Genomic DNA, 20,966 nt, shown 5'->3' on the forward strand with positions numbered 1-20,966 from the left:
CGGGATATTTATGGCAATAAGAAAGAGCCGGATCAGGCGAGGGCGTCGAGAAGTCTGCCGTGCATTTCTGGATTGGCGGTGAGCACGCCTTGAGAGGCGGGGTCGGGTTTGTTGAAGATGAGGGGCGCGCCGTGACGGTCTGTGATGCGCGCACCAGCTTCGGACAGTAGAAGCGCGCCTGCGGCGATGTCCCATTCCCAAGAGCGCCGCAGGGTGATCATGGCGTCAAAGCGGCCTTCGGCGACGAGCGCGAGGCGATAGGCCAGTGAGGGGCGGTGCGCGCGTTTGAGCGTTGGCGCTCCGTCTTTCCAGTGTTTGGCCTCGAACACCGGCTTTGTGGCGAGGACTTCGAGGGTATCATAATCGGCATTCGAGGACATGCGCAGGGGCACGCCATTGAGCGTTGCGCCTTGACCACGGGCGGCAGCGTAGAGCTTCTGGCGCAGGGGAAGATAGACCACGGCAGCAACAGGCACGCCCTCTTCGACGATTGCGAAGCTGTGCGCCCAAGTTGTCGAGCCTTCGATGAAACTGCGGGTTCCGTCTATCGGATCAATTACGAAGGCGCGGTGTTTGCCGAGGCGCTGGCCTGTGTCTTCGCTTTCCTCGGAAAGCCAGCCATAATCGGGGCGGGCAATTTGCAGCGTATCCTCCAGGTATGCGTTTACAGCAAGGTCTGCCTCGGTGACGGGGCCTGCGTTATCATCCTTGTCCCACTTTTTGAGGCGGTCCATGGCGAAACCTGTGGCGATTTCGCCTGAAGTTTGCGCGGCTTTGATGAGCAAATCGAGATCAGGATCCTGCAAGGGTGAGACCTTCAACAAGCAGCGACGGCACAACGCGGGAGAGATGTGTGCGCGCGTCATTTGCGGGAATGATGGTGCGCAGCATATCGCGTAGGTTGCCAGCGATGGTGACTTCGTTGACGGCGTGAACCACCTCGCCGTTTTCGACCCAGAAGCCTGATGCGCCGCGGGAATAGTCGCCTGTGTTGGGGTTTATTGTCGAGCCGATGAGCGAGGTGACGAGGAAGCCTGTGCCCATGTTGCGCAGAAGCTCGGCGCGGGTTTGCGCGCCTTGCGTGAGTGCTACATTCCATACGCTGGGCGAGGGCGCGCTGCCTGTGCCCCGTGCGGCATTGGCTGTGGAGGTGAGGCCGAGTTTGCGGGCATTGGCGAGATCGAGCGTCCAGCCTTCGAGCACGCCATCGCGGATGATGTGGCGGGGGGCGGTGGGCAGGCCCTCGGCATCAAAGGGGCGCGAAGCAGAGGTGCGGGGGCGGTGCGGGTCTTCCACGATCGAGAGGTGCGGAGGCAAAACCTGCTCGCCCAGTGCATCGCGAAGCCATGAGGAGCCGCGCGCGACCATGGCGCCGTTGACGGCGGCGAGGAGGTGCCCCAGCAATGTGCTTGAGACGCGCTCGTCAAATATTACAGGGTAGCTGCCTGTTTTGGGCTTTCGGGGGTTGAGCCGCTCGACTGCGCGGGACGCCGCCAGCGCGCCGATTTCTTCGGGGCTGCGCAGATCGGCCTGAAAGATGCGACCGTCACCGTCATAGTCGCGCTCCATGTGAAGACCTGTGCCTGCGATGGCCACGCAGGACAGCGAGCGCGATGAGCGCTGGTAGCCGCCTGAAAAGCCTGTGCTTGTGACGAGATGCACGGATGTTTGCGAATAGCTGGCGCTGGCGGACTGCACCTGACTGATACGCGTGTTGGCGAGGGCGGCAGCCTCGGCGCGACGGGCATCGTCTTGCAGGACCTCGGGGCTTGGCTCGGGGGTATCATCGTAAAGCTCAAGCGCTTTGATATCCCAGGATGTTGCCAGTTGGTCTGGCGAAGCGAGGCCGATGTAAGGATCTTCCGGCGCTTCTCGGGCCATGGCGACAGCGCGCCCGGCGACTTGCAGCAGGGCTTCCGGCCGGGTGTCGGAGGACGAAACCATCGCTTGCCGTTGGCCGACCATGACGCGCAGGCCAAGATCGGTTCCTTCGGCGCGTTCGGCTTGTTCAAGCTTGCCTTCGCGCATATCGAGAGAGACTGAGCGACCCTCAAGGGTGATGACATCGGCGCTATCTGCGCCTGCTTCGAGGGCAGCTTGCAGAGCGGATTGAGCGAGAGTTTCGAGCGTGTTTTTCATGCGCCTCTTGTGGGCCATATACGGGGCGCATTCAAGTCACGACTGCAAGATCAGCCTGCGAGGGCGCCGAGCCACAACGCGTCGATGTTGTCGATCTTCTCCGGTGAGAAGGAGATGCCGCTCTCCCAATAGCGGCCTGAGGGAACATAGTATCCGAGGCGTTCTTCTGCTGTTTTTGCGGCCGCGAAGCGTTTTGCGTTGGGCGCGCGAACGGGCTTAGCGAAGCTATCGGAAGTAACTGTGGGAAAGAGCAGGCGGCTTTGGGGCGCATCAAAGCGCATACAGGCGCAATTCCGAGTTGCGGCATGTAGTAAGAGGCGGGCGGATTTGGCCTCGAGATTGCGAAGGGAAATGTCGTTGCGCAAAGGGTCGGCTGTGCCCGTGCCATAAAAATGGGTCGGGCCGCTTTGAGGATAGATCATATCGCAGCCCGCGAAGATGATAGCCCTTGGTTTGAGCGTAGCGAGCGCCCAGTAACCGGCTGTGAAGGCCATAGTTCCGCCAGCGTATAGCACGCCGCCGAAGTGGTTGTTGGCGGGGACGTAGGCGGAGGACATAACGCGCATTTGGTCTGGTTCAAGCGTTTTGGGTGCGCGCTCGTGAGGAAAGTCATCGGGTGCGATGTGATGTGTCCAGTCAGGGCGGATTTGCCAGGCATTGTTTATGGCTATGATGGCCGAGAAGCGTGAGCGCGGCCAGGCTGCGCAAGCTGTCACTGAAGGGGCGCTCCCCATGATTAGGACAGGTTTTTCAGTCATCCGGCGGCTTCCTGTGTTTGTGAAGGAGTCCCTTCAGATTCTTTTGAAGCATACGGGGTCTGCTTGAACAGGGATCAAATTTGGAAACAAAAAGGGCGCAGCCTGCGCCGCGCCCCAAGAGAGTGTTTTGCTGAAACTTACTTCAGGCGCTGGCCGTTGGCGAGAACGTGGCCCTGTTCGTTGACTTCGATCTTGGAGTTGAGCGTGTCGGGGGCTTCGCCGGGAACAGCGAAAAGGCCCATCATCATGCGCGCGCCCATGGCTTGCTCTTCGGGCAGAAGGCCCATGCCGACGAGCTTGTCGATGAGGCCGTTGCCGCCGACGAGCTTGAGATCAACTGCGCCTGTGGGTTTTGGCATTCCGGGGATGGTTTCCATATCGGAGTTGTCGAAAGTGAAAGCGCCTTCACCTGTGAGCGCTGCACCTGCGATGCTGAGATTGATGGTGTTGATGTTGACAGAGTTCACCTCGCCGGGTTTCTTCTCGCCTGTTTCAATCGAGGCCATGCCCTCGGGATCCATCATGTCAAACAGGAGTTTGGCTTTGCCTGACAGATCAAGGTGAAGCGTGGCCGGATCACGGGGGAGCTGGCCTGTCGGATCGATCATGCCCCAGAGCATTTCGGAGGTTGTGAAATTGCTCAGCTCGATTGTGAAGCCGTAGTCTTGCTCTTCTTCGGAGGCGGTGATTGGCATAGCGAGCGCAAAGGCACTTTTCTCGGCGTTGATTTCGACCGGGAATGGAATTTGGCCGCCCGTCATTGTGGATTTGAGGCCCAGAGCCTCACCGCTGTAGGCCAGCCCGCCTTCATCCATTGCAACTTTCAGCATTCCGCTGTCGGAGGAAGAAGAGCCGATGGTTTGCTGGCCATCTTCGGTGATTTCAACATTGGTCATGCCGCCTGTGTAGCCAAAGCTGCCATCAAAAGCGAAACCTGCTTTGAGCAGGGCAGAGATGTTTTGCGCGTCAAAGTTGCCATCGTTCGGGTAGGCACCTGTGCCGTTGAATGTGAGCGCATTGAGCGCGCCCGTCATTTTGAAGTTGTCCAGTTCGTCCGTGTCTTCGGGCGGGGTGATATCAAAGGTATAGCTAAGCTTCTCGGCAGTGAAGTTTTGCACCACATCGCGGATGTTGCCGATTTTCATGCCGGTTTTGCCTGCAACACCTGCCATGTTGAAAGCCATTGTGCCGATGTCCATGGGCTTGCCCTCGATTACGAGGTCACTCACAGTCATGTCGAGCGCGGCGGCGGTGTAGGTGTAAGTCATGTCATCGGGGCTGCCCGAAACGATGATCGAGAGGTCCTTGTTGTCGTAATTGAGAACGCCGGACACGTCTTTCTCGCCTTCTGATGCAAAGCTGAAGGCGATGGGCAGAGTTTCGGGGAGATTGATTTCGACGGAGCCATCCGAGAGGTTGGTGAAGTTCATTTCCCCCATGCTGATATTCACGCTGCCCTCTTCTTCGGGGACAGGGATGGAGAGCTTGAGCCCGGAAACGGTGAGTGTGTCGCCCGACGTTGCCTCGGAGCCTTCGACCGTATAGCCGAAGTTGTTCATATAATCTTTCCAGTCCTGCCAGACGTTTTGCGCGTTGATTTCGGCAAATGCGGTTGAGGCCGAGAAGACGAGAGCAGTGCTGCTGAGGAGAAGTTTGCGTGAGATCATGTTGAAACCTTTCGGGGAAATACGTTTGCTGCAATGTCTGCCCCGTGTGGGCGGGGGTCAAGGGGTGTTCTAACTGGACGAGAGGATAACAGAAGACTACCAATATTGGAAAACAGGAGGATGACATGGGTGATGTAACTGGCAAAACTGTGCTGATCACAGGCGCAAGCCGCGGAATTGGCGAGGCGACGGCACGGCTTTTTGCGCAAAAGGGCGCAAATGTGGTGCTTACGGCCCGCTCCGAGGCGGCGATTGACGAGATCGCGCTTGATATTGGTGAAAAGGCGATGGCTGTGGCCTGTGATGTATCCAAATACGGCGATGTGCGTAACGCTGTGGAGCACGCTGTGGGCCGCTTTGGCGGTATCGATATTCTCATTGGCAACGCGGGTGTTATCGAGCCTGTCGCGATGCTGGCCGAGAGCGACCCAGACGATTGGGGCCATGCGATCGACATCAACCTGAAGGGTGTTTACCACGGGATGCGCGCGGTGATGCCCCGGATGATCAAGCAGGGCCACGGAACCATTATTACCATCAGTTCAGGTGCGGCGCATAACGCGCTTGAAGGCTGGAGCCATTATTGCGCCTCAAAGGCGGGGGCGGCCATGATGACCAAGGCGGCGCATGTGGAAGGCGCGGCCAAAGGGCTGCGCGTGATGGGGCTTTCGCCCGGGACGGTGGCAACGCAGATGCAACGCGAGATCAAGGCCAGCGGTGTAAACCCTGTGAGTGCTATGAACTGGGAAGATCATATTCCAGCCGAGTGGCCGGCGCGCACTTTGCTTTGGATGTGCAGCGAGGCGGCGGATGCGCATTTGGGGCAGGAGCTTGCCCTGCGCGATGAGGGCCTGCGCAAGACTGTCGGGCTGATATGATCAGTCTCGCGAAAGAGGGCGCGCTCTGGGTTGTGTCTCTAAACCGCCCTGAAAAGGCCAATTCTCTGACAGCCGCCATGCTTGAGGAGCTTTGCGAAATTGTCGAAAGCGCGGGCGAGGCGCGGGTGCTCGTGCTGACGGGCGAAGGGAAAGTCTTTTCTGCCGGAGCCGACCTTGACGAAGCGCGCGCAGGCCTTGCGACCTCTCCTTTATGGGAGCGGCTCTCTGGCTCTCTGGCGGGCTTTCAGGGCCTCAGCATTGCTGCGCTCAACGGCACTTTGGCAGGCGGAGCCATGGGCATGGCGCTGGCCTGTGACATGCGGCTGGCTGTGCCAAGTGCGAAGTTTTTCTACCCGGTGATGAAGCTTGGATTTCTGCCCCAGCCGTCTGACCCTGCGCGAATGAGTGCCCTTATCGGCCCTGCGCGCACCAAGCTTGTTTTGATGGGCGGGCAGAAGATTGTGGCCGAAGAGGCGCTGGCCTTCGGGCTTGTTGATCGTATCGTCGAGCCTGGCGCGCTGATGGAGCACACGCGAGAGATTGCTGCAGATGTGCTGGCGGCAAAGCCCGAGATTATCTCGGGGATCAAGCGGATGATTTGACCCAGTCTTTCGCCTCGTCAAGCTCGTCCATATCAAACATGCGCAGTTTGGTAGACATAAAATAGCCTGCCGCCTTGGTGATCGGGCTTATCCAGCCGATATCCGACACCACGGCGACGCGGTCGATATGCTTGAGATGCGTTATATCAAACTTGATACCCGGCCAGAGGACCGAGGGCTCGAAGCCGGCAAAGCTTTCTACGACCTCGATAAAGTTGATACTGCCGTGTTTGTCGATAAAGGCCTGAATAGGGGTTATGACGGTGTCATAATCCTCTTTGGTGATTTTGCCTGATACGGTGATCATTGCAGTTTTGGTGCTGTCGTCTTCCGAGTAAACCAATGACATGTTTGGCCCTCCTTTCACTCCCAATATAGGCAGTTACGTCACGCTTTGAACTGATACAGCGCAATTTGGCCGAGCGCACGCATTCAGGGATGGATTTTCAAGCCTGATGTTCAGTTGTAAATTGTGGCCGAACGGGGCATTAGAAGCAGGCATAAGCGACTTGTCAGAGGACATCGAGATGGACGGACAACCTGAGATTATCACAGCGGCACTTGGGTATCTGGAGCAAGGCTGGACGCTGGCAGAAAGCTGGCTGTTGAGCCCTGCGGCATGGTCTCAATTTGCCTTGCTGATTGTGGCTTATGTGATGGCCGTTATGGCCGCGCGGATGCTGCGGCCCAAGATTGCCGCGCTGCTCACACCCGAGGAAACACAGAAAAACATATTGGCCAACGGGCGGCGCTGGTTGCTGGCGTTTCTCCCCCTGATGCTGCCGCTTCTGGCGTATGTTTTCACCGCCATTGGCGAGAGCGTGGTGCGCTCCTTGTTTGATTCGGGCGCTGTGATTGCGTTTGGCAAGCGCGTGTTCCTGTTTCTTGCGGCGCGTATTCTGGTAAAGGAAATCCTGCGCGACCCTTTCCTCAAGTTGCTGGGCCGTTATGTGCTTATTCCGGTGATGGCGCTTTATGCGGTGGGTTTGCTTGACCTTGTGAGCGCCAAGTTGGCCGAGTCTGTTGTCACCCTGGGCAATATCAGCTTTTCTCTCATGTCGATTGTGCGCGGGCTGATTGCGGGCTCTATCCTGTTCTGGCTCGGGTGCTGGTCAAACGAGCAGTCGAGCGCGTTTATCGAAAAACAACAGGAGATGCGCCCCGCCACGCGCACGCTTGCAGCCAAGACAGCCGAGCTGATGATTTTCGGGATCGCGTTTCTGGTATTGATGAATGTCATGGGCATTTCGCTCACCTCGCTTGCCGTGATTGGCGGTGCGATTGGTGTGGGCCTCGGCTTTGGTCTGCAAAAGATCGCGTCTAACTTTATCTCCGGTGTCATCCTGCTTGTCGAAGGGCAGGCCACTGTCGGCGATTTTGTCGAGCTTGATGGCGGTGAGGCGGGTAAGATTGTCAAGATGACAGCGCGTGCCGCTATCCTGGAGACATTTGATGGCCGCTGGATTGTTGTTCCCAACGAAGATTTCATCACCACACGGGTGGTGAATTACTCGGATTCTGGCAGCGCAAACCGCTATGAAGCACCCTTTTCCGTGAGCTATGATACCGATATCAACCTCGTGCCAGCGATCATCGAGGCCGCTGTCGCCACCCACCCGAAGGTGCTGAATGCGCCCGAGCCACCTGACTGTGAGCTGCGCGGGTTTGGCGACTCTGGTGTCGATTTTGCGGTTGAGTTCTGGGTAAACGGGCTAGACGACGGTGAGAATAAATTTACCTCGGATGTGTTGTTCCTGATTTGGAATGCGTTGAAGGAAAATGGCATCGAAATCCCCTATCCTCACCGTGTTGTCGAGCTTCACGACAAGCGTAAACCGTGAAGCGTGCACTTGTCATAGGTGCGGGGCCAGCGGGGTTGATGGCGGCTGAGGAGATGGCCTTGGCAGGCCTGCAAGTGACGGTTGCCGAGGCCAAGCCCTCCCCTGCACGCAAGTTTCTGATGGCAGGTAAGTCGGGTCTCAACCTCACCAAAGACGAGCCTTTCGAGGCCTTTTGCGCGGCTTACGAGCAGCCCGCGCTGCGCCCGATGCTGGAAGCTTTCGGGCCACAGGATGTCATCCGCTGGGCCGAAACGCTGGAGCAGGAGGTTTTTACGGGTTCTTCGGGGCGGGTATTCCCAAGGGCGATGAAAGCCTCGCCGCTGCTGCGCGCGTGGCTTAAACGGCTCGATGCGCTGGGTGTAGAGCTCAAAACGCGGCATCGCTGGCATGGTGGCACGGCGTTTGAAGCCCCCCAGGGGCGCGTTGATCTGCCTGCCGATGTCACGGTGCTGGCCATGGGTGGCGCAAGCTGGGCGCGGCTTGGTTCCGATGGCGCGTGGGCCGCGCAGATGCCTGATCTGGTTGCGCGCTTCAAGCCTGCCAATATGGGGTTTGCGGTGAACTGGTCGGCGCATATGGAAGCGCTGTTTGGCGCGCCGGTGAAGCAAGTGGAGCTTCGGGCTGGCGGGCAAAAACACCGCGGCGAGTTCGTCGTTTCGGGGCGCGGACTGGAAGGGGGCGGCATCTATGCTGTCTCAAAAGCGATGCGGGAGGGTGCTGATTTGTGGCTTGATCTGATGCCTGATGTGACACTGGAAGAAGTTCAATCGCGGCTTGCCAAAGCGGGCAAGCAAAGCCTGCCAAACGCGCTGAAGCGCCTGAAGCTAGACCCGGTCAAGCGCGCGCTTTTCTTTGAATTCGGCAAGGATAGAGACACATCTGTTGCCGAAACGCTTAAAAACCTGCCCATCACACATGTAGGCCCAAGGCCGACAGACGAAGCAATCTCGACAGCAGGTGGCCTGCGTTTTGATGCGCTCGATGAAAGCTTGCAGATCAAGAGCCAACCCAAGGTTTTTGCAGCGGGGGAAATGCTTGATTGGGAAGCACCCACTGGTGGCTACCTGATTACAGCTTGTCTCGCCACAGGCAAATGGGCAGGTCTGCACGCCGCGAAACTGGCCTAGCTCTTTTTCTTGCTAAAAATATCCCGGGGGTCTGGGGGCAGCGCCCCCAGTTGGTCGGATTGTGCGAAGCACAATTCGAAATGGATCAATGCGCTTCAGCCCAGTTCGCGCCTTGCCCTGCATCCACAATCAGCTTCACATCAATTTTCACTGCCGGCTCTGCTGCGCCTTCCATTATCTCGCGGGCCACCGCAATAGTCCCGTCCACCGCTTCATTCTCAACTTCAAACAGTAGTTCGTCATGCACCTGCAACAGCATCTTTGCGGGCAAACCTGCAATCGCCTCCGGCATACGGATCATGGCGCGACGGATGATGTCGGCGGCTGTGCCCTGGATCGGTGCGTTGATGGCGGCGCGTTTGGCAAAGCCGGCGCGGGGGCCTTTGGCGGCAATCTCCGGGGTGTGGATCTTGCGGCCGAAAAGCGTCTCTACATAACCGTATTCTTTTGCAAACTCGGTTGTCTCGTCCATATAGGCGCGGATGCCGGGAAAGCGCTCGAAGTAGCGGTCGATGAAGCCTTGCGCTTCGCTGCGCGGGATGCGCAGGTTGCGCGCGAGGCCGAAGCCCGAGATGCCATAGATCACCCCGAAGTTGATCGCCTTGGCGCGGCGGCGGATGTCGGGGGTCATCTCGTCCAGCGGGACATCGAATATCTCGGAGGCTGTCATCGCGTGAATATCGTGCCCATCTTTGAACGCCTGTTTCAGCGTATCAATCCCCGCGATATGCGCGAGGATGCGCAACTCGATCTGGGAGTAGTCCAGGCTGATCAGCGTTTTGCCTTCTTCGGCGATAAAAGCCTCGCGGATGCGGCGGCCTTCCTCGCTGCGCACGGGGATGTTTTGCAAGTTCGGATCGCTTGAGGCGAGGCGGCCTGTGGTGGCGCCTGTTTGCACATAAGAGGTGTGGACGCGGCCTGTTTCGGGGTTGATGTGGTCTTGCAACGCATCTGTGTAGGTGCTTTTCAGTTTGGAAAGCTGGCGCCAGTCGAGCACGCGAGCGGGAAGCTCGTGTTCTGTTGCCAGTTCTTCGAGGATATCCGCGCCCGTGGCGTAAGCGCCTGTTTTTCCTTTTTTGCCGCCTTCGATCCCCATTTCGTCAAACAGGATTTCGCCCAGTTGCTTGGGGCTGCCGACATTGAAGCTGCGCCCTGCAAGTTCGTGGATTTCGGCCTCGAGCCCGGCCATTTTCTGCGCAAAAGCGTTGGACATGCGCGAAAGCGTGTCGCGGTCCACCTTGATGCCGTGCATTTCCATTTGCGCGAGCACGGGCACAAGCGGGCGCTCGAGCCGTTCGTAGACAGAGGTGACTTTTTGCGCATGGAGTTGCGGCTTGAAAATCTGCCAGAGCCGCAGGGTGATATCGGCGTCTTCCGCTGCGTATTTAACGGCGTCGTCGATCCCGACCCGGTCAAATGTGATCGCGGATTTGCCGCCGCCGAGGAGCGATTTGATGGGGATCGGGTTATGGCCCAAGTAGCGCTCGGAGAGGGCGTCCATGCCGTGATTGTGCTCGCCCGCGTGCAAGGCGTATGACATGAGCATCGTGTCATCAATCGGGGCGATATCGACACCGTAGCGCTTGAGCATTTTGGCGTCGTATTTCATGTTCTGCCCGATCTTCATCACGGACGGGTCTTCGAGCAGCGGTTTGAGCAGGGATAGGCACTGTTCCAGCCCAATCTGGCCTTTTGTGATCTCGTCAGAGCCGAAAAGTTGGCCCTCCTCCCCCTCTTTATGGGCGAGGGGAATGTAGCAGGCATGGCCCGCCTCGACACAAAGCGAGATGCCGACAAGATCGGCGCGCATTTCGTCCAGGCCTGTGGTTTCGGTATCAACGGCGACATAGCCACGTGCCTTTGCCAGTGCGACCCATTTTTCAAGCTCTTCGACTGTGCTGACTTTATCGTAAACCGCCTTATCAAAGTCAGGCGCATCGGGTGTGCCGGCGGGGGCCGCCGGTGCATCGGGCTCGACAATCTCGGGGGCTTCTTTGCCCATATGGTCGGCGACACGCTTGGAGAGCGTGCGGAACTCCATTTCGGCGAGGAATCCGAGGAGCGTGTCCGGGTCGGGGTCTTTGACCTCAAGATCATCGATGGTGAAGTCGAGCGGGGTTTCGCAATCAAGTTGCACGAGGCGCTTGGACAGTTCGATCTGGGCGCGGTGCTCGATCAGGGTTTCGCGGCGCTTGGGTTGTTTGATCTCTTCGGCGCGGTCAAGCAGCTCTTCGAGCGAACCATATTCGTTGATCAGCAGTGCGGCTGTTTTGATGCCGATGCCCGGCGCGCCGGGGACGTTATCGACAGAGTCGCCGGCAAGTGCCTGTACATCGACAACGCGCTCGGGGTAGACACCGAACTTCTCGTGCACGCCGTCGCGGTCGATGCGGCGGTTTTTCATGGCGTCGAGCATTTCGACGCCGCCGCCGACAAGCTGCATGAGGTCTTTATCGGAGGAGATGATGGTGACGCGGCCGCCTGCTTCGCGGGCCTGGCAGGCAAGAGTCGCGATCATATCGTCGGCCTCGTAGTTTTCCATCTCTTTGCAGGCGATGTTGAAGGCCTCTGTCGCGCGGCGGGTGAGCGGCATTTGCGGGCGCAAGTCTTCGGGCATGGCCTCGCGGTTGGCTTTGTAGAGGTCATACATATCGTTTCGGAAGGTGTGGGAGCCTTTGTCAAAGATTACGGCGACATGCGTGGGCGCGTCGGGCCCGTTGTTGTCCTCGACATAGCGGTAGATCATGTTGCAGAAGCCTGCGACCGCGCCGATGGGTAGGCCATCGGACTTGCGGGTGAGCGGGGGCAGCGCGTGATAGGCGCGGAAGATGAAGGCGGAGCCGTCGATCAGATGAAGGTGGCAGCCTTTGCCGAATGTGGTCATCGCGCGTCTCCCATTAGGTGTGGCTTATGGTTTGCCACGAAGCGGGCTGCGCTTAAAGAGGGAAGTCTTATGCAGAGCGCGTTATGCGGACTTGCCAGCAGTTGTTGCGGGCGGAGCGGGCATCAACAAAGGCGATATCCTCGCGCGCGAGGAGTGAGGCGGCGTAGGATTCGATTTCGCTTGCGGGCGTGACCCGGCCTGTGCCGTAGATGATGCGTTCGTCTTTTGAGTAGGCTTTCAGCAGGTAGTCGGGCGAGGTTTTCAGCACATCGGGGAAGCCTGAGCCGTTTGCATGGCACGTCTCGGCGCAGAGGAAGATGGGGCCTGTTTCGGCGTAGGGCTGGTTTTGGCCAAAGGGTTTGTGGGCACAAATAAGCATAGGTGCCCCCTCGGGAATGTTGCGCAGGCAACAGCGGCAAGGGTTGCCTGCACCGCTTGAAACGCTGCGCTCGGCTGGCATTCCGTAGGCATCAGGCCCGTCTGCGCGCAGGGCATCAGCTTCGGCTTGGGGCATTCCGTGAAACTCGATCATGTTTATCTCCTTCTCTGGCAGATAAACTAAAAAGGCCGCCCGCAGGCGACCCGTTTCATGCGCAATGATTTAGGGCTTAGACTTTGCCTTCAAAGTCTTTGTGCACATACTTCGCGTCACAATATGGGCATTCTACCCAGCCGGTATCATGGGGGATCTGGAGCCAGACGCGGGGGTGGCCGCCTTCGCCGCCGTCACATGAAAAGCGGTAGCTGTCGACGATTTTTGTCTCGGGCGCTTGGGTTGTCATGTGTGCAGTCCTTCAGGGGCAAGTTTGTGCGGCAATATAAAACGAGGCGGGGCGGAGGGGCAAGCCTGATCAGTCGGCAAAGAGATGGTCGATGTTGACGATCTCGAAGGCTTTTTCGTGATGCGCTGCGAGAAATTGTGCAAGCGCAGATGCGTTGGCCTCGGGGCTTTCGGTTTCGCGGATGCGGAAATGACCATCAAAGTTGGCATCGCGCAGCTCGTCGCTTTCGTGAACCATGTCGGCGCGGATTGTGGGCAGGAGTCGCTCCAGCGTTTCTTTGGGCGTCTTCTCGCCAGCGAGGCCAACGCGCTTGGCATGGCCTGTGAGATACTCATCGGTAAAGGTGCACTCGACTTCGAGCAATCGGGTTTTGGAACGGTCGGCGCAGAAATCATTGAGCAGGTCGATATTGCTTGGATCAATGCAGACGACGAGTTGATCTGATTCGTAATAGTCAAACAACATGCGGACAAGTGCGCGGCGGTGGCGGTGACGTTTGCCCATAGTGGACTGGATGCCGCCAAGGTCGGGCAGGGATGTGCTGTCTTCGTTGAAGAGATATTCGATGCAGGGCACGTTTGTCATTTTGCGGATACGCTCGACAAGGCGTTTGGCGACGTGCCATTTTTTGCAGACGATGATGAGCAGCTCACGTTCGCGGCCCAAAGACCCCTCGTTCTCCCAGAATCTGAGGCCAAAGCGGCGACCTACACGGCCACGCCCTGTGAGAAACTTGAAGAGCGATGCGCCCTCGTTGGAGATTTTGAAATCCCAGCCGCGGGTTGCGTAAAGCAGACCGAGGCGGCGCTTGAGTTCTTTGGCCTCGGGGCTGATCTTGCGGGCGAAGATGTAATCCTGACTGAGCAACAGGTCGTAGTGATCGTTATAAAACGTGACCGGCAGGCCATAATCGGTGAACATGAGGAAGGTGAGGGTGCGTGTGCTGATCTCGTCTTCGGGGACAAGGTGACGGACCAGTGTTTGAAAAAAGGTTTCGTCGGGGATCCATGTGGTTTTGAAAAAGCGCATAACGTCTTTGCGCTTTTTCGTGAAATCAAGGATCCATTCGACAGTGCGGCGACGCAGACACCACCATTGCGAGCCGATCTGGATTTGCAGATCATCGGGGATGTCGCGGGTAAGGCCAAGTTTGCGCTGGAAGTTGAACGCGGCATAGAAGCGGCGCTTCTGGGTGCGCTCGTTAAAGAAGTGACGGTAGATGAGCCGTTCTTCCTTCATGCCGGTTTTGATCCAGTCACTCTCGAAGTAGTCAAAGCTCTCGATGTAGTCGACATCGGCGCGGTCGAGGAATTCGTGCGCGTATTCGGCCGATTTGATGGCCATGCAATCACCCGAGAGCATGTAGAAATGCGTGGCACGGGGGAAGGCATCGACGGCAGCTTCGACAGCGTGAAGCGTGGCTTGCACAAGAGACCACTCGCCCCAGCCGCATTTGATCCGCTTTTTGGCGAAAGTCACGTTGGGGTTGCTCTCGAGGGCGGTCTGGATCGTGGCGAAATGTTCGGGATTGGCGCGGGCATCAAAGTGAATTGACATATAGTCACCCACAGCGGTCAGGCGCTCTGCTTGCTTGATGATTGCCTCGGGGTCTTTATGGCAAAGCAATATGAACGCGATTTTCGCCATTTAGGAAACATTTGCCTCTGGTTCGGTGCATTGTTTACTTGATAGTGGTGAACTTCAGTTGAATAAACACGAAATATTTGGTTTTTTACGATTAAAAATAACAAGCGCCGCCGCGTAAGGCAGTTTTAGGAGGCAAAATATGGGTTTTCCCGGAACATGGATGACCGAAAGTGAAAGCGTGGTTTACCGCGTTGTGCCCAAGTGTGCCTGTTCGACTATCGGGCAGATCATGTTTTATTCGGACCACGGCGAATTTTTTGACGGCGACATTCATGATGCTGTTGACGGGCTGCACAAGTGGGCGCGCGAAGAAAGCCAGGGACTGATCAATGCCAATGTGAAAACGCATAACTCCTATTCGTTCACCTGCGTGCGCAACCCTTACACGCGAATCCTGTCCAGCTTTTTTGACAAGATTTGCGGCATCCAGCGCAATGGCCGCCGTTATCGGGGCAACCTTGTGCCGCTGCTGATCCAGAAATACGGGATAGAAGTGGGCGGTGACGATGGCAAGGAAGAGTTTGATCAGATCAAAAGCTTCCGCCGCTTTCTTTTGTTTGCACGTGACACTATCAGATGGCGCCGCCCGATGGAGCCTGACATTCACTGGAGCGCCATGTCGGGCCATGTGAGCACATTTATCGCCAACGGCGGGCGCTATGACAAAATCTTCTGGACCGAGAAGTTTAACGACGGGATGCAGGACGTGCTCGATGCGATCGAGACGCCTCATAAAGTCGATCTGAAGACCATCCCGCGGTTTAACGAAAGTGAAGGCCACGGGCCGAAGCGGTTGCATAATGTCGAGGACTATTTTGACGATCTGTCGATGCATCTGGTTTACGAAATCTTCAAGCGCGACTTTGAATTGTTTAAGTATGACTTCAACGACCCGTCCAACAAGATGCCGATTGGCGAGATTGATCTTGATGAGGTTCATGCCAAGCTTGGTGACTGAGTAGGCCAGGCTGCTTTATAAAATTCGCAATGTGCTTTTGAATTGTCGCTTTGGGCGGCAGACTTCACAGGTATTGGCGGCTAGTCTGTCGTGTCTAAACGCCTCTGGAGCGGCCTAATGATTGTAAGAGAACAGCCCTCAGCGCTCTCGCTTTTTTTTGTTATGCAAGGCTCGATCGTGCCGCGCATTCTACACAAGATTGTCGCGGTGACGCTATTGTCGATGGCGATCTACTTGCTTGACAGGTATGCGACACCTTTGCCGCAAATCCCTTTTTTTGCGATAAGTGTTTTCGGTTTGGCGCTTTCGCTGTTTCTGGGCTTTCGAAACAATGCTGCTTATGAACGCTGGTGGGAAGCTAGAAAGCTCTGGGGGCAGCTTATTGCAGATGTGCGCAATCTGGGTCGTCAGGTCGTGATTTTTGAGGTTGATGTTACGCTGCGCGCAGATGTGATGAAAACCGCTGCGGGTTTTGCCCATTTACATCGCTCCTATTTGCGTGGCGATGATGTCCGGAAGGACATCGAAGCTTTGTTGGGTGAAGAACAAGCGCTCAGGCTTTTGAAAAGTGCCAATTCCGCGGATGCTGCGCTCAGGGATATTGCTGCGAATATTGCCAAGGCAGACCTGAGCGGGTTTGCACGTATGGCGCTGGGGCAAACTCTTGCAAACATTGGGTTGGCGCAGGCCGGCTGTGAACGCATTGCCAGCACGCCTTTGCCATTTGTCTACTCGCTGCTTGTCAGGCGCACGACGTATCTTTACTGCTTTTTGCTGCCTTTTGCTCTGGCGGGCAGCGCTGGCTGGTTCACACCGCTGGTGGCGGCTGTGGTGGCTTACGTGTTTTTCGGACTTCAGGCTGTTACCCGTGAGCTTGAACACCCTTTTGCAGATACTGCCAATGGTCTGCCGCTTGATACGATGTGCCGCGTGATCGAGATATCCGTTGCGGAGAGCCTTGGGAATGCAACGCCACCACCTCTGGAGCCGCAGGGATTTGTATTGACCTAGGAGAGCGGGGCTCAGAACGCTGTTTGGTTTGGTTCTGACAGCCCCGCGAGGTTTAGAGCAGACCGTGCTTGGCGAAAAGCGCTTGCATGTCTTCTTGCGGGCGCGGGCCAACATGGCTGATCACCTCGGCTGCGCAGAGATTGCCCATGGCTCCGCATGTCGCCATATCGCGGCCTGAAACGAGGCCGAAGAGGAAACCTGCAGCAAACTGATCTCCCGCGCCTGTGGCGTCGACGGGAACGATTTTGGTAACGGAAATATCGGTGCGCGTGCCTTCGTGTATGATGCTCACTCCATCGCCCGAGCGGGTGCAGACCACCAGAGGGCAAACAGCGGCGACGCGGGCGAGGTCGGCTTCGAGATCATTGTCTTGATAGAGCGAGCGGATTTCGGCTTCATTGCCGATAACGAAATCCATTTCGTTCTCGATCAGGTTCACAAAATCGGCGCGGTGGCGCTCGACGCAGAAGGGATCGGAAATGGCGATACCGGCCTTGCCACCCGCGGCGCGGCAGGCGCGGGCAGTGCGGATGAAGGCGTCTTTGCCTTTGTCTTTGTCAAAGAGGTAACCTTCGAGAAACACAATTCCAGCACCGGCGGCGACAGATTCATCAACATCTTCCGGGCCAAGCTCGGCGGAGATGCCGAGGTAGGTGTTCATCGAGCGCTCGCCATCGGGGGAGACAAAAATCATCGAGCGCGATGTCGGAAGCTCGCCGCCTGCAACGGGCGCGTTCACAAAGTCGGTTCCGTCTTTTGTCATGGCATCGGCGTAGAAGTGGCCCAACTCATCATCGCGTACGCGGCCGATGAAACCCGTGGAAAGGCCGAGGCTGCCGATGCCGGCGATGGTGTTGGCGACGGAGCCGCCCGGCGTTTGGACACGCTCGCCCATGGCGGAAAAGAGCTCTTCGGAGCGTTCGGTTTCGACAAGCTGCATGATGCCTTTTTCGATACCCATCTCTGTCAGAAAAGCGTCAGAGGATTGGGTGATCACATCAACAACAGCGTTGCCGATGCCGACGACTTGATATTTCTTCATAGATTCTTTTCCTCAAATTCACAGAGATCGCGGATAATACAGGTGGCACAAAGCGGTTTGCGCGCCTTGCAGTGATAGCGGCCATGCAGGATGAGCCAGTGATGGGCGTGCTGTTGGAAATCAACAGGGATGTTGTCTTCTATCGCGCGCTCGACAGCATCGACATCTTCGCCGGGGCAGATGCCCGAGCGGTTGCCAACGCGGAAGATGTGAGTGTCAACGGCTTGCGCGGGGTAGTGCCACCACATGTTGAGCACGACATTGGCTGTTTTGCGGCCAACACCCGGGAGCGAGACAAGAGCGGCGCGGGAATTTGGCACAACGCCGCCATAGTCATCAACCAGAATGCGGGAGAGCTTGATGACGTTTTTGGCCTTGTTGCGGAAAAGACCGATTGTCTTGATGTGTTCAATCACGCCGTCTTCGCCGAGGGCCAGCATTTTTTCGGGCGTATCGGCTATTTTGAAGAGTTCTTTTGTGGCTTTGTTTACGCCAACATCGGTTGCCTGCGCAGAAAGTGCTACGGCCACAACGAGTGTGTAGGCGTTGACATGATCAAGCTCGCCCACTGGGGCGGGATCGGCCGCTTGAAAGCGGGTGAAAATTTCGCGGATTGTGTGATAATCGAGTTGCTTGGCCATGGGTGAAAGCTATGCCTGCCTCGACCAAAAAGGGCAAGGGACCAGCGCAAAGGCCGGCCCCTTTTTGAAAGCCTAGAAAGACCAGACGATTGTGTCGTCGGCGGCCATTGCGCCTGCCATGGCTGGCGGCTTGGCAACTGTGACACCGTCTATCAGCACGGAAGCATCAGCGCCCTTGCCGGGAAGGTAGATGGCGCAGACTTCAACTTTTGCGCCTTTTTCCATTGCGGCTTTAAGCAGGCCTTGTGGGCTTGCGCCCATTGGAGGCTGTGGTGCCGTTGCTGTTTCGGGAGCTTCTTTGAGTGCGATATCGCCCGCAGGGCCGCAGAGCAGGATGTGCGCGGCGTGGCCTTGAGCCATAGCTTGGGAGGTGAGAACCATGGACATGAGTTGTGTTTGTGGCTCGGCTGCTGTGACGACTGAAACGAGGTTTTCAGGCGTGTCGTCAGCCAGCGCCGGCATGGCGAAAGACGCCGCGAACAGGGCGGGAACAAGGATTTTTTTCAAGAAACTCTCCGATATTTCACTGGGTTGCGTGTTATACAAATGAACATATGCCAAAAATGCTATATTAAAACGCGCCATTGTGACGCGCTTTGGCGGTATGGCGGGTTTCCGCATGAAACGGGTCGCGGGGCGGTGCAACGCCCGCTAGGGTGAAGGCCAAGGAGACATGCGATGAAAATGGATCAGCCAGAAGGGCGCTATCATTATCAGTTGATGCGCCGCGCGTTGGAGACGATTGACACAGCCGAGACTCCGCTTTCGCTTGAGGAACTGGCGGGGGAAATGCAGATGAGTCCTGCGCATTTCCAACGGGTGTTTTCTGCCTGGGTGGGCGTATCGCCCAAGCGCTACCAGCAGTATTTGCAACTGGGTGAGGCCAAGCGGCTTTTGAACGAGCGCTTCACCACGCTGGAGACGGCGCAAACAGTTGGTTTGTCGGGTGGAGGGCGTTTGCACGACCTGTTCCTGCGCTGGGAGGCGATGAGTCCGGGTGAATTTGCCAAGAAGGGTGAAGGCCTCACTATCAATTACGGCTGGTTTGATACGCCGTTTGGCGAGACACTTGTTATGGGCACGGAGCGGGGCATTTGCGGCATGGGGTTTGCCGAGGAAATGGGCCGTGAAGCTTGCTTTGATGATTTGACACAACGCTGGCCGAAAGCGGATTTCAACGAAGCGCCCGAGGCGCTTTCGGGCTGGCTGAAGGCGGGTATTGAGGCAAAGGGCGAAACGGCTCTGCACCTTATGGGCGCGCCCTTCCAGATTAAGGTCTGGGAGGCTTTGTTGCAGGTTCCTTCAGGCCATGTGACCACATATGGCGAGATAGCCAACGCGATTGGCAGCCCTAAAGCGGTGCGCGCTGTGGGCACGGCTGTAGGCCGTAACCCGGTAAGCTGGCTTATTCCGTGCCATCGTGCGCTGCGTAAATCAGGCGCATTGGGCGGGTATCACTGGGGCTTGCCTGTGAAGCGGGCGTTGCTGGCTTGGGAGGCTGCGCGCGAAGAGGCGTGAGCCTATGGGCGAATTGCTGCCGATCATCAGGGATCATGGCGCTGTGGGTTCTTTGTAGCTGCGGCGATGCGGTATATATGGGCCTTAAGCCACAGGTTTTGTGGCAAGATAACACGAGGCAGATATGACCCTTATTTCAAAATTCATTGGCGCAAGCGCTGTGAGCTCATTTGTATTGCTGGCCGGATGCACCGACCCCGGCATGATTAGCCCTGATGACCCCAACCGCAAGGCAAAGAGCGGCGCGCTTATTGGCGCGGCTGCGGGCGCTGTGATTGGCGGCTTGACGCAGGATGACGGCAAGAAAGGCGCTTTCCGAGGTGCGATTGTTGGCGCGGGCCTTGGCGGGCTGACAGGTGCGGCGCTTGATCAGCAGGAGCGTGACTTGCGCAACAAACTTGGCAATGACGCCAAGATTGTGAACACGGGCGAGCGGTTGATTGTAACCATGCCGCAGGACATTCTGTTTGCAACCGACAGCGCGAGCCTGCGTGCGGACCTGACCAGCGATATTCGTGCTGTGGCGAGCAGCCTGAACACATATGGCGACTCAACTGTGCAGGTGATCGGCCATACTGATAACACAGGCGATGCGGGATATAACCAGACGCTCAGCTTGCGCCGTGCGCAGGCGGTGACCTCGGTTCTGGCGAGCGAGGGTGTAAACACCTTCCGTATGCAAGCGATTGGCCGTGGTGAAGATGCGCCGCTGGCAACAAACCTGACGCCGGAAGGCCGCCAGCTGAACCGCCGTGTGGAAATTGTGATTACGCCAAGCGCATAAACCGGACCTCTGATTTGACAGGAAGCCTCGCCCATTACGGGCGGGGCTTTTCTTTTGCGCACAGTGGCTGTGCATCTGTGAGAATTGTTGTTTTGCCGTGTGCAGAATAGATAAATCTGGAACACGTAACAGGAGGCCAGCATGGCACAGATTAAATTACTCGGTATTTCCGGCGCGCTGCGCAAAGAGTCGACCAACACGATGCTGCTGCATGAGGCCGCGCGCCTTATGGACGGCGCCGAATTGACCCTCGGAGACCTGAACTTTCCGCTTTATGACGCGGATCTGGAAGCGGCAGAGGGCGTGCCGGAAGCGGTAAAAAAGCTGGCAGCGCAGATTGGCGATGCAGATGCGGTTATTATTTCGACGCCTGAGTATAACAGGGGCATCACCGGAGTTTTGAAGAATGCGCTCGACTGGGTGAGCCGTGTTGAAGGCAACCCTTGGAACGGCAAGCCTGTTGCGCTTATGTCGGCCGCTGCGGGACGCGCAGGCGGAGACCGTGGGCAACTCATGTTGCATGCTTGTATGACACCGTTTAATCCGATGATTGTGCATGGAGCCGAGATAGCTGTGGCGGCGAGCTTTAACGAGTTCGACGACGCTGGGCGGCTTAAGGGCGAGCTTTATGTGGAGAATTTGAGCGCTTTGATGGACGCGTTGCGCGCGGCTGTTTGAGGGGTCGAA

General features: G+C 57.2%; 21 protein-coding genes. 9 read left to right on the top strand and 12 right to left on the bottom strand.

What is annotated here, in order from left to right:
- Positions 1–32 precede the first annotated feature (32 nt).
- The 4 genes from OE750_RS06085 to OE750_RS06100 all read right to left on the bottom strand — a co-directional run bounded on the left by OE750_RS06085 (position 33) and on the right by OE750_RS06100 (position 4,564).
- On the bottom strand, positions 33–806 hold the full coding sequence (locus tag OE750_RS06085; protein WP_263762512.1) for a 3'(2'),5'-bisphosphate nucleotidase CysQ: 774 nt from the start codon (positions 804–806) through the stop codon (positions 33–35).
- Entirely contained in the window at positions 793–2,139 is a 1,347-nt protein-coding gene (locus OE750_RS06090; RefSeq protein WP_263762514.1) for a TldD/PmbA family protein, read from the bottom strand. Before OE750_RS06090 ends, OE750_RS06085 begins: the two co-directional genes overlap by 14 nt.
- Before the next feature lie 50 nt (positions 2,140–2,189).
- Entirely contained in the window at positions 2,190–2,897 is a 708-nt protein-coding gene (locus OE750_RS06095) for a hypothetical protein (protein WP_263762516.1), read from the bottom strand.
- Positions 2,898–3,034: 137 nt separating this feature from the next.
- Complete coding sequence (locus OE750_RS06100; protein WP_263762518.1) at positions 3,035–4,564, bottom strand: DUF2125 domain-containing protein; 1,530 nt, start codon at positions 4,562–4,564, stop codon at positions 3,035–3,037.
- Between the two features lie 125 nt (positions 4,565–4,689).
- On the opposite strand from OE750_RS06100, the gene OE750_RS06105 reads away from it, so the two are divergent.
- The gene (locus tag OE750_RS06105) at positions 4,690–5,442 is read left to right on the top strand and encodes an SDR family oxidoreductase (protein WP_263762520.1); all 753 of its coding nucleotides are present in this window, start codon (positions 4,690–4,692) and stop codon (positions 5,440–5,442) included.
- Positions 5,439–6,044: an enoyl-CoA hydratase/isomerase family protein gene (locus OE750_RS06110; RefSeq protein ID WP_263762522.1), complete on the top strand. Its 606-nt coding sequence runs from the start codon at positions 5,439–5,441 to the stop codon at positions 6,042–6,044. The genes OE750_RS06105 and OE750_RS06110 overlap by 4 nt, the downstream gene beginning before the upstream one ends.
- Here OE750_RS06110 and OE750_RS06115 read toward each other — a convergent pair.
- Complete coding sequence (locus OE750_RS06115; RefSeq protein WP_263762524.1) at positions 6,028–6,393, bottom strand: STAS/SEC14 domain-containing protein; 366 nt, start codon at positions 6,391–6,393, stop codon at positions 6,028–6,030. The two genes, OE750_RS06110 and OE750_RS06115, sit on opposite strands and share 17 nt — an antisense overlap.
- A gap of 178 nt (positions 6,394–6,571) precedes the next feature.
- Here OE750_RS06115 and OE750_RS06120 point away from each other — a divergent pair, with 178 nt between their 5' ends.
- Positions 6,572–7,885: a mechanosensitive ion channel family protein gene (locus OE750_RS06120; protein WP_263762526.1), complete on the top strand. Its 1,314-nt coding sequence runs from the start codon at positions 6,572–6,574 to the stop codon at positions 7,883–7,885.
- Complete coding sequence (locus OE750_RS06125; protein ID WP_263762528.1) at positions 7,882–9,012, top strand: TIGR03862 family flavoprotein; 1,131 nt, start codon at positions 7,882–7,884, stop codon at positions 9,010–9,012. Before OE750_RS06120 ends, OE750_RS06125 begins: the two co-directional genes overlap by 4 nt.
- Positions 9,013–9,097: 85 nt before the next feature.
- Here OE750_RS06125 and polA read toward each other — a convergent pair whose 3' ends face one another.
- The 4 genes from polA to OE750_RS06145 form a co-directional block, all read right to left on the bottom strand.
- Entirely contained in the window at positions 9,098–11,896 is a 2,799-nt protein-coding gene (polA, locus tag OE750_RS06130; protein ID WP_263762530.1) for a DNA polymerase I, read from the bottom strand.
- Between the two features lie 67 nt (positions 11,897–11,963).
- Positions 11,964–12,428: a DUF1203 domain-containing protein gene (locus tag OE750_RS06135; protein WP_263762532.1), complete on the bottom strand. Its 465-nt coding sequence runs from the start codon at positions 12,426–12,428 to the stop codon at positions 11,964–11,966.
- A 76-nt stretch (positions 12,429–12,504) separates the two neighbouring features.
- The gene (locus tag OE750_RS06140; RefSeq protein ID WP_263762534.1) at positions 12,505–12,678 is read right to left on the bottom strand and encodes a zinc-finger domain-containing protein; all 174 of its coding nucleotides are present in this window, start codon (positions 12,676–12,678) and stop codon (positions 12,505–12,507) included.
- Between the two features lie 69 nt (positions 12,679–12,747).
- A complete protein-coding gene (locus OE750_RS06145) occupies positions 12,748–14,325 on the bottom strand; it encodes a beta-1,6-N-acetylglucosaminyltransferase (RefSeq protein ID WP_263762536.1) in 1,578 nt (525 codons plus the stop codon).
- 139 nt (positions 14,326–14,464) lie between these two features.
- On the opposite strand from OE750_RS06145, the gene OE750_RS06150 reads away from it, so the two are divergent.
- Complete coding sequence (locus tag OE750_RS06150) at positions 14,465–15,283, top strand: sulfotransferase family protein (protein ID WP_263762538.1); 819 nt, start codon at positions 14,465–14,467, stop codon at positions 15,281–15,283.
- Positions 15,284–15,400: 117 nt separating this feature from the next.
- Positions 15,401–16,294: a bestrophin family protein gene (locus OE750_RS06155; RefSeq protein WP_263762540.1), complete on the top strand. Its 894-nt coding sequence runs from the start codon at positions 15,401–15,403 to the stop codon at positions 16,292–16,294.
- A gap of 52 nt (positions 16,295–16,346) precedes the next feature.
- Here the strand turns inward: OE750_RS06155 and OE750_RS06160 are convergent, their stop codons facing one another.
- From OE750_RS06160 to OE750_RS06170, 3 genes are all read right to left on the bottom strand, one after another.
- Positions 16,347–17,336 carry an adenosine kinase gene (locus OE750_RS06160; RefSeq protein WP_263762542.1) on the bottom strand — a complete coding sequence of 330 codons (990 nt, stop codon included), beginning with the start codon at positions 17,334–17,336 and terminating at the stop codon, positions 16,347–16,349.
- A complete protein-coding gene (gene nth / locus OE750_RS06165; RefSeq protein WP_263762544.1) occupies positions 17,333–17,977 on the bottom strand; it encodes an endonuclease III in 645 nt (214 codons plus the stop codon). Before nth ends, OE750_RS06160 begins: the two co-directional genes overlap by 4 nt.
- Positions 17,978–18,049: 72 nt before the next feature.
- A complete protein-coding gene (locus OE750_RS06170; RefSeq protein ID WP_263762546.1) occupies positions 18,050–18,484 on the bottom strand; it encodes a DsrE family protein in 435 nt (144 codons plus the stop codon).
- Between the two features lie 177 nt (positions 18,485–18,661).
- Here OE750_RS06170 and OE750_RS06175 point away from each other — a divergent pair, with 177 nt between their 5' ends.
- From OE750_RS06175 to OE750_RS06185, 3 genes are all read left to right on the top strand, one after another.
- Positions 18,662–19,495 carry a methylated-DNA--[protein]-cysteine S-methyltransferase gene (locus OE750_RS06175; RefSeq protein WP_412176204.1) on the top strand — a complete coding sequence of 278 codons (834 nt, stop codon included), beginning with the start codon at positions 18,662–18,664 and terminating at the stop codon, positions 19,493–19,495.
- A gap of 124 nt (positions 19,496–19,619) precedes the next feature.
- Positions 19,620–20,279 carry an OmpA family protein gene (locus OE750_RS06180; protein WP_263762550.1) on the top strand — a complete coding sequence of 220 codons (660 nt, stop codon included), beginning with the start codon at positions 19,620–19,622 and terminating at the stop codon, positions 20,277–20,279.
- Positions 20,280–20,420: 141 nt separating this feature from the next.
- Complete coding sequence (locus OE750_RS06185; protein WP_263762552.1) at positions 20,421–20,957, top strand: NADPH-dependent FMN reductase; 537 nt, start codon at positions 20,421–20,423, stop codon at positions 20,955–20,957.
- Positions 20,958–20,966: the final 9 nt, after the last annotated feature.

The sequence above is a fragment of the Lentibacter sp. XHP0401 genome (assembly GCF_025751535.1).
Lineage (GTDB): Bacteria > Pseudomonadota > Alphaproteobacteria > Rhodobacterales > Rhodobacteraceae > Lentibacter.

Excerpts from the sequence above, each read along its gene's own strand:
- OE750_RS06100 (WP_263762518.1), bottom strand. The coding sequence starts at position 4,564 with ATGATCTCACGCAAACTTCTCCTCAGCAGCACTGCTCTCGTCTTCTCG.
- OE750_RS06180 (WP_263762550.1), top strand. The coding sequence starts at position 19,620 with ATGACCCTTATTTCAAAATTCATTGGCGCAAGCGCTGTGAGCTCATTT.
- nth (WP_263762544.1), bottom strand. The coding sequence starts at position 17,977 with ATGGCCAAGCAACTCGATTATCACACAATCCGCGAAATTTTCACCCGC.
- OE750_RS06120 (WP_263762526.1), top strand. The coding sequence starts at position 6,572 with ATGGACGGACAACCTGAGATTATCACAGCGGCACTTGGGTATCTGGAG.
- OE750_RS06155 (WP_263762540.1), top strand. The coding sequence starts at position 15,401 with ATGATTGTAAGAGAACAGCCCTCAGCGCTCTCGCTTTTTTTTGTTATG.
- OE750_RS06110 (WP_263762522.1), top strand. The coding sequence starts at position 5,439 with ATGATCAGTCTCGCGAAAGAGGGCGCGCTCTGGGTTGTGTCTCTAAAC.
- OE750_RS06090 (WP_263762514.1), bottom strand. The coding sequence starts at position 2,139 with ATGAAAAACACGCTCGAAACTCTCGCTCAATCCGCTCTGCAAGCTGCC.
- OE750_RS06185 (WP_263762552.1), top strand. The coding sequence starts at position 20,421 with ATGGCACAGATTAAATTACTCGGTATTTCCGGCGCGCTGCGCAAAGAG.
- OE750_RS06145 (WP_263762536.1), bottom strand. The coding sequence starts at position 14,325 with ATGGCGAAAATCGCGTTCATATTGCTTTGCCATAAAGACCCCGAGGCA.
- OE750_RS06150 (WP_263762538.1), top strand. The coding sequence starts at position 14,465 with ATGGGTTTTCCCGGAACATGGATGACCGAAAGTGAAAGCGTGGTTTAC.
- OE750_RS06135 (WP_263762532.1), bottom strand. The coding sequence starts at position 12,428 with ATGATCGAGTTTCACGGAATGCCCCAAGCCGAAGCTGATGCCCTGCGC.
- polA (WP_263762530.1), bottom strand. The coding sequence starts at position 11,896 with ATGACCACATTCGGCAAAGGCTGCCACCTTCATCTGATCGACGGCTCC.
- OE750_RS06115 (WP_263762524.1), bottom strand. The coding sequence starts at position 6,393 with ATGTCATTGGTTTACTCGGAAGACGACAGCACCAAAACTGCAATGATC.
- OE750_RS06175 (WP_412176204.1), top strand. The coding sequence starts at position 18,662 with ATGGATCAGCCAGAAGGGCGCTATCATTATCAGTTGATGCGCCGCGCG.
- OE750_RS06140 (WP_263762534.1), bottom strand. The coding sequence starts at position 12,678 with ATGACAACCCAAGCGCCCGAGACAAAAATCGTCGACAGCTACCGCTTT.
- OE750_RS06095 (WP_263762516.1), bottom strand. The coding sequence starts at position 2,897 with ATGACTGAAAAACCTGTCCTAATCATGGGGAGCGCCCCTTCAGTGACA.
- OE750_RS06160 (WP_263762542.1), bottom strand. The coding sequence starts at position 17,336 with ATGAAGAAATATCAAGTCGTCGGCATCGGCAACGCTGTTGTTGATGTG.
- OE750_RS06105 (WP_263762520.1), top strand. The coding sequence starts at position 4,690 with ATGGGTGATGTAACTGGCAAAACTGTGCTGATCACAGGCGCAAGCCGC.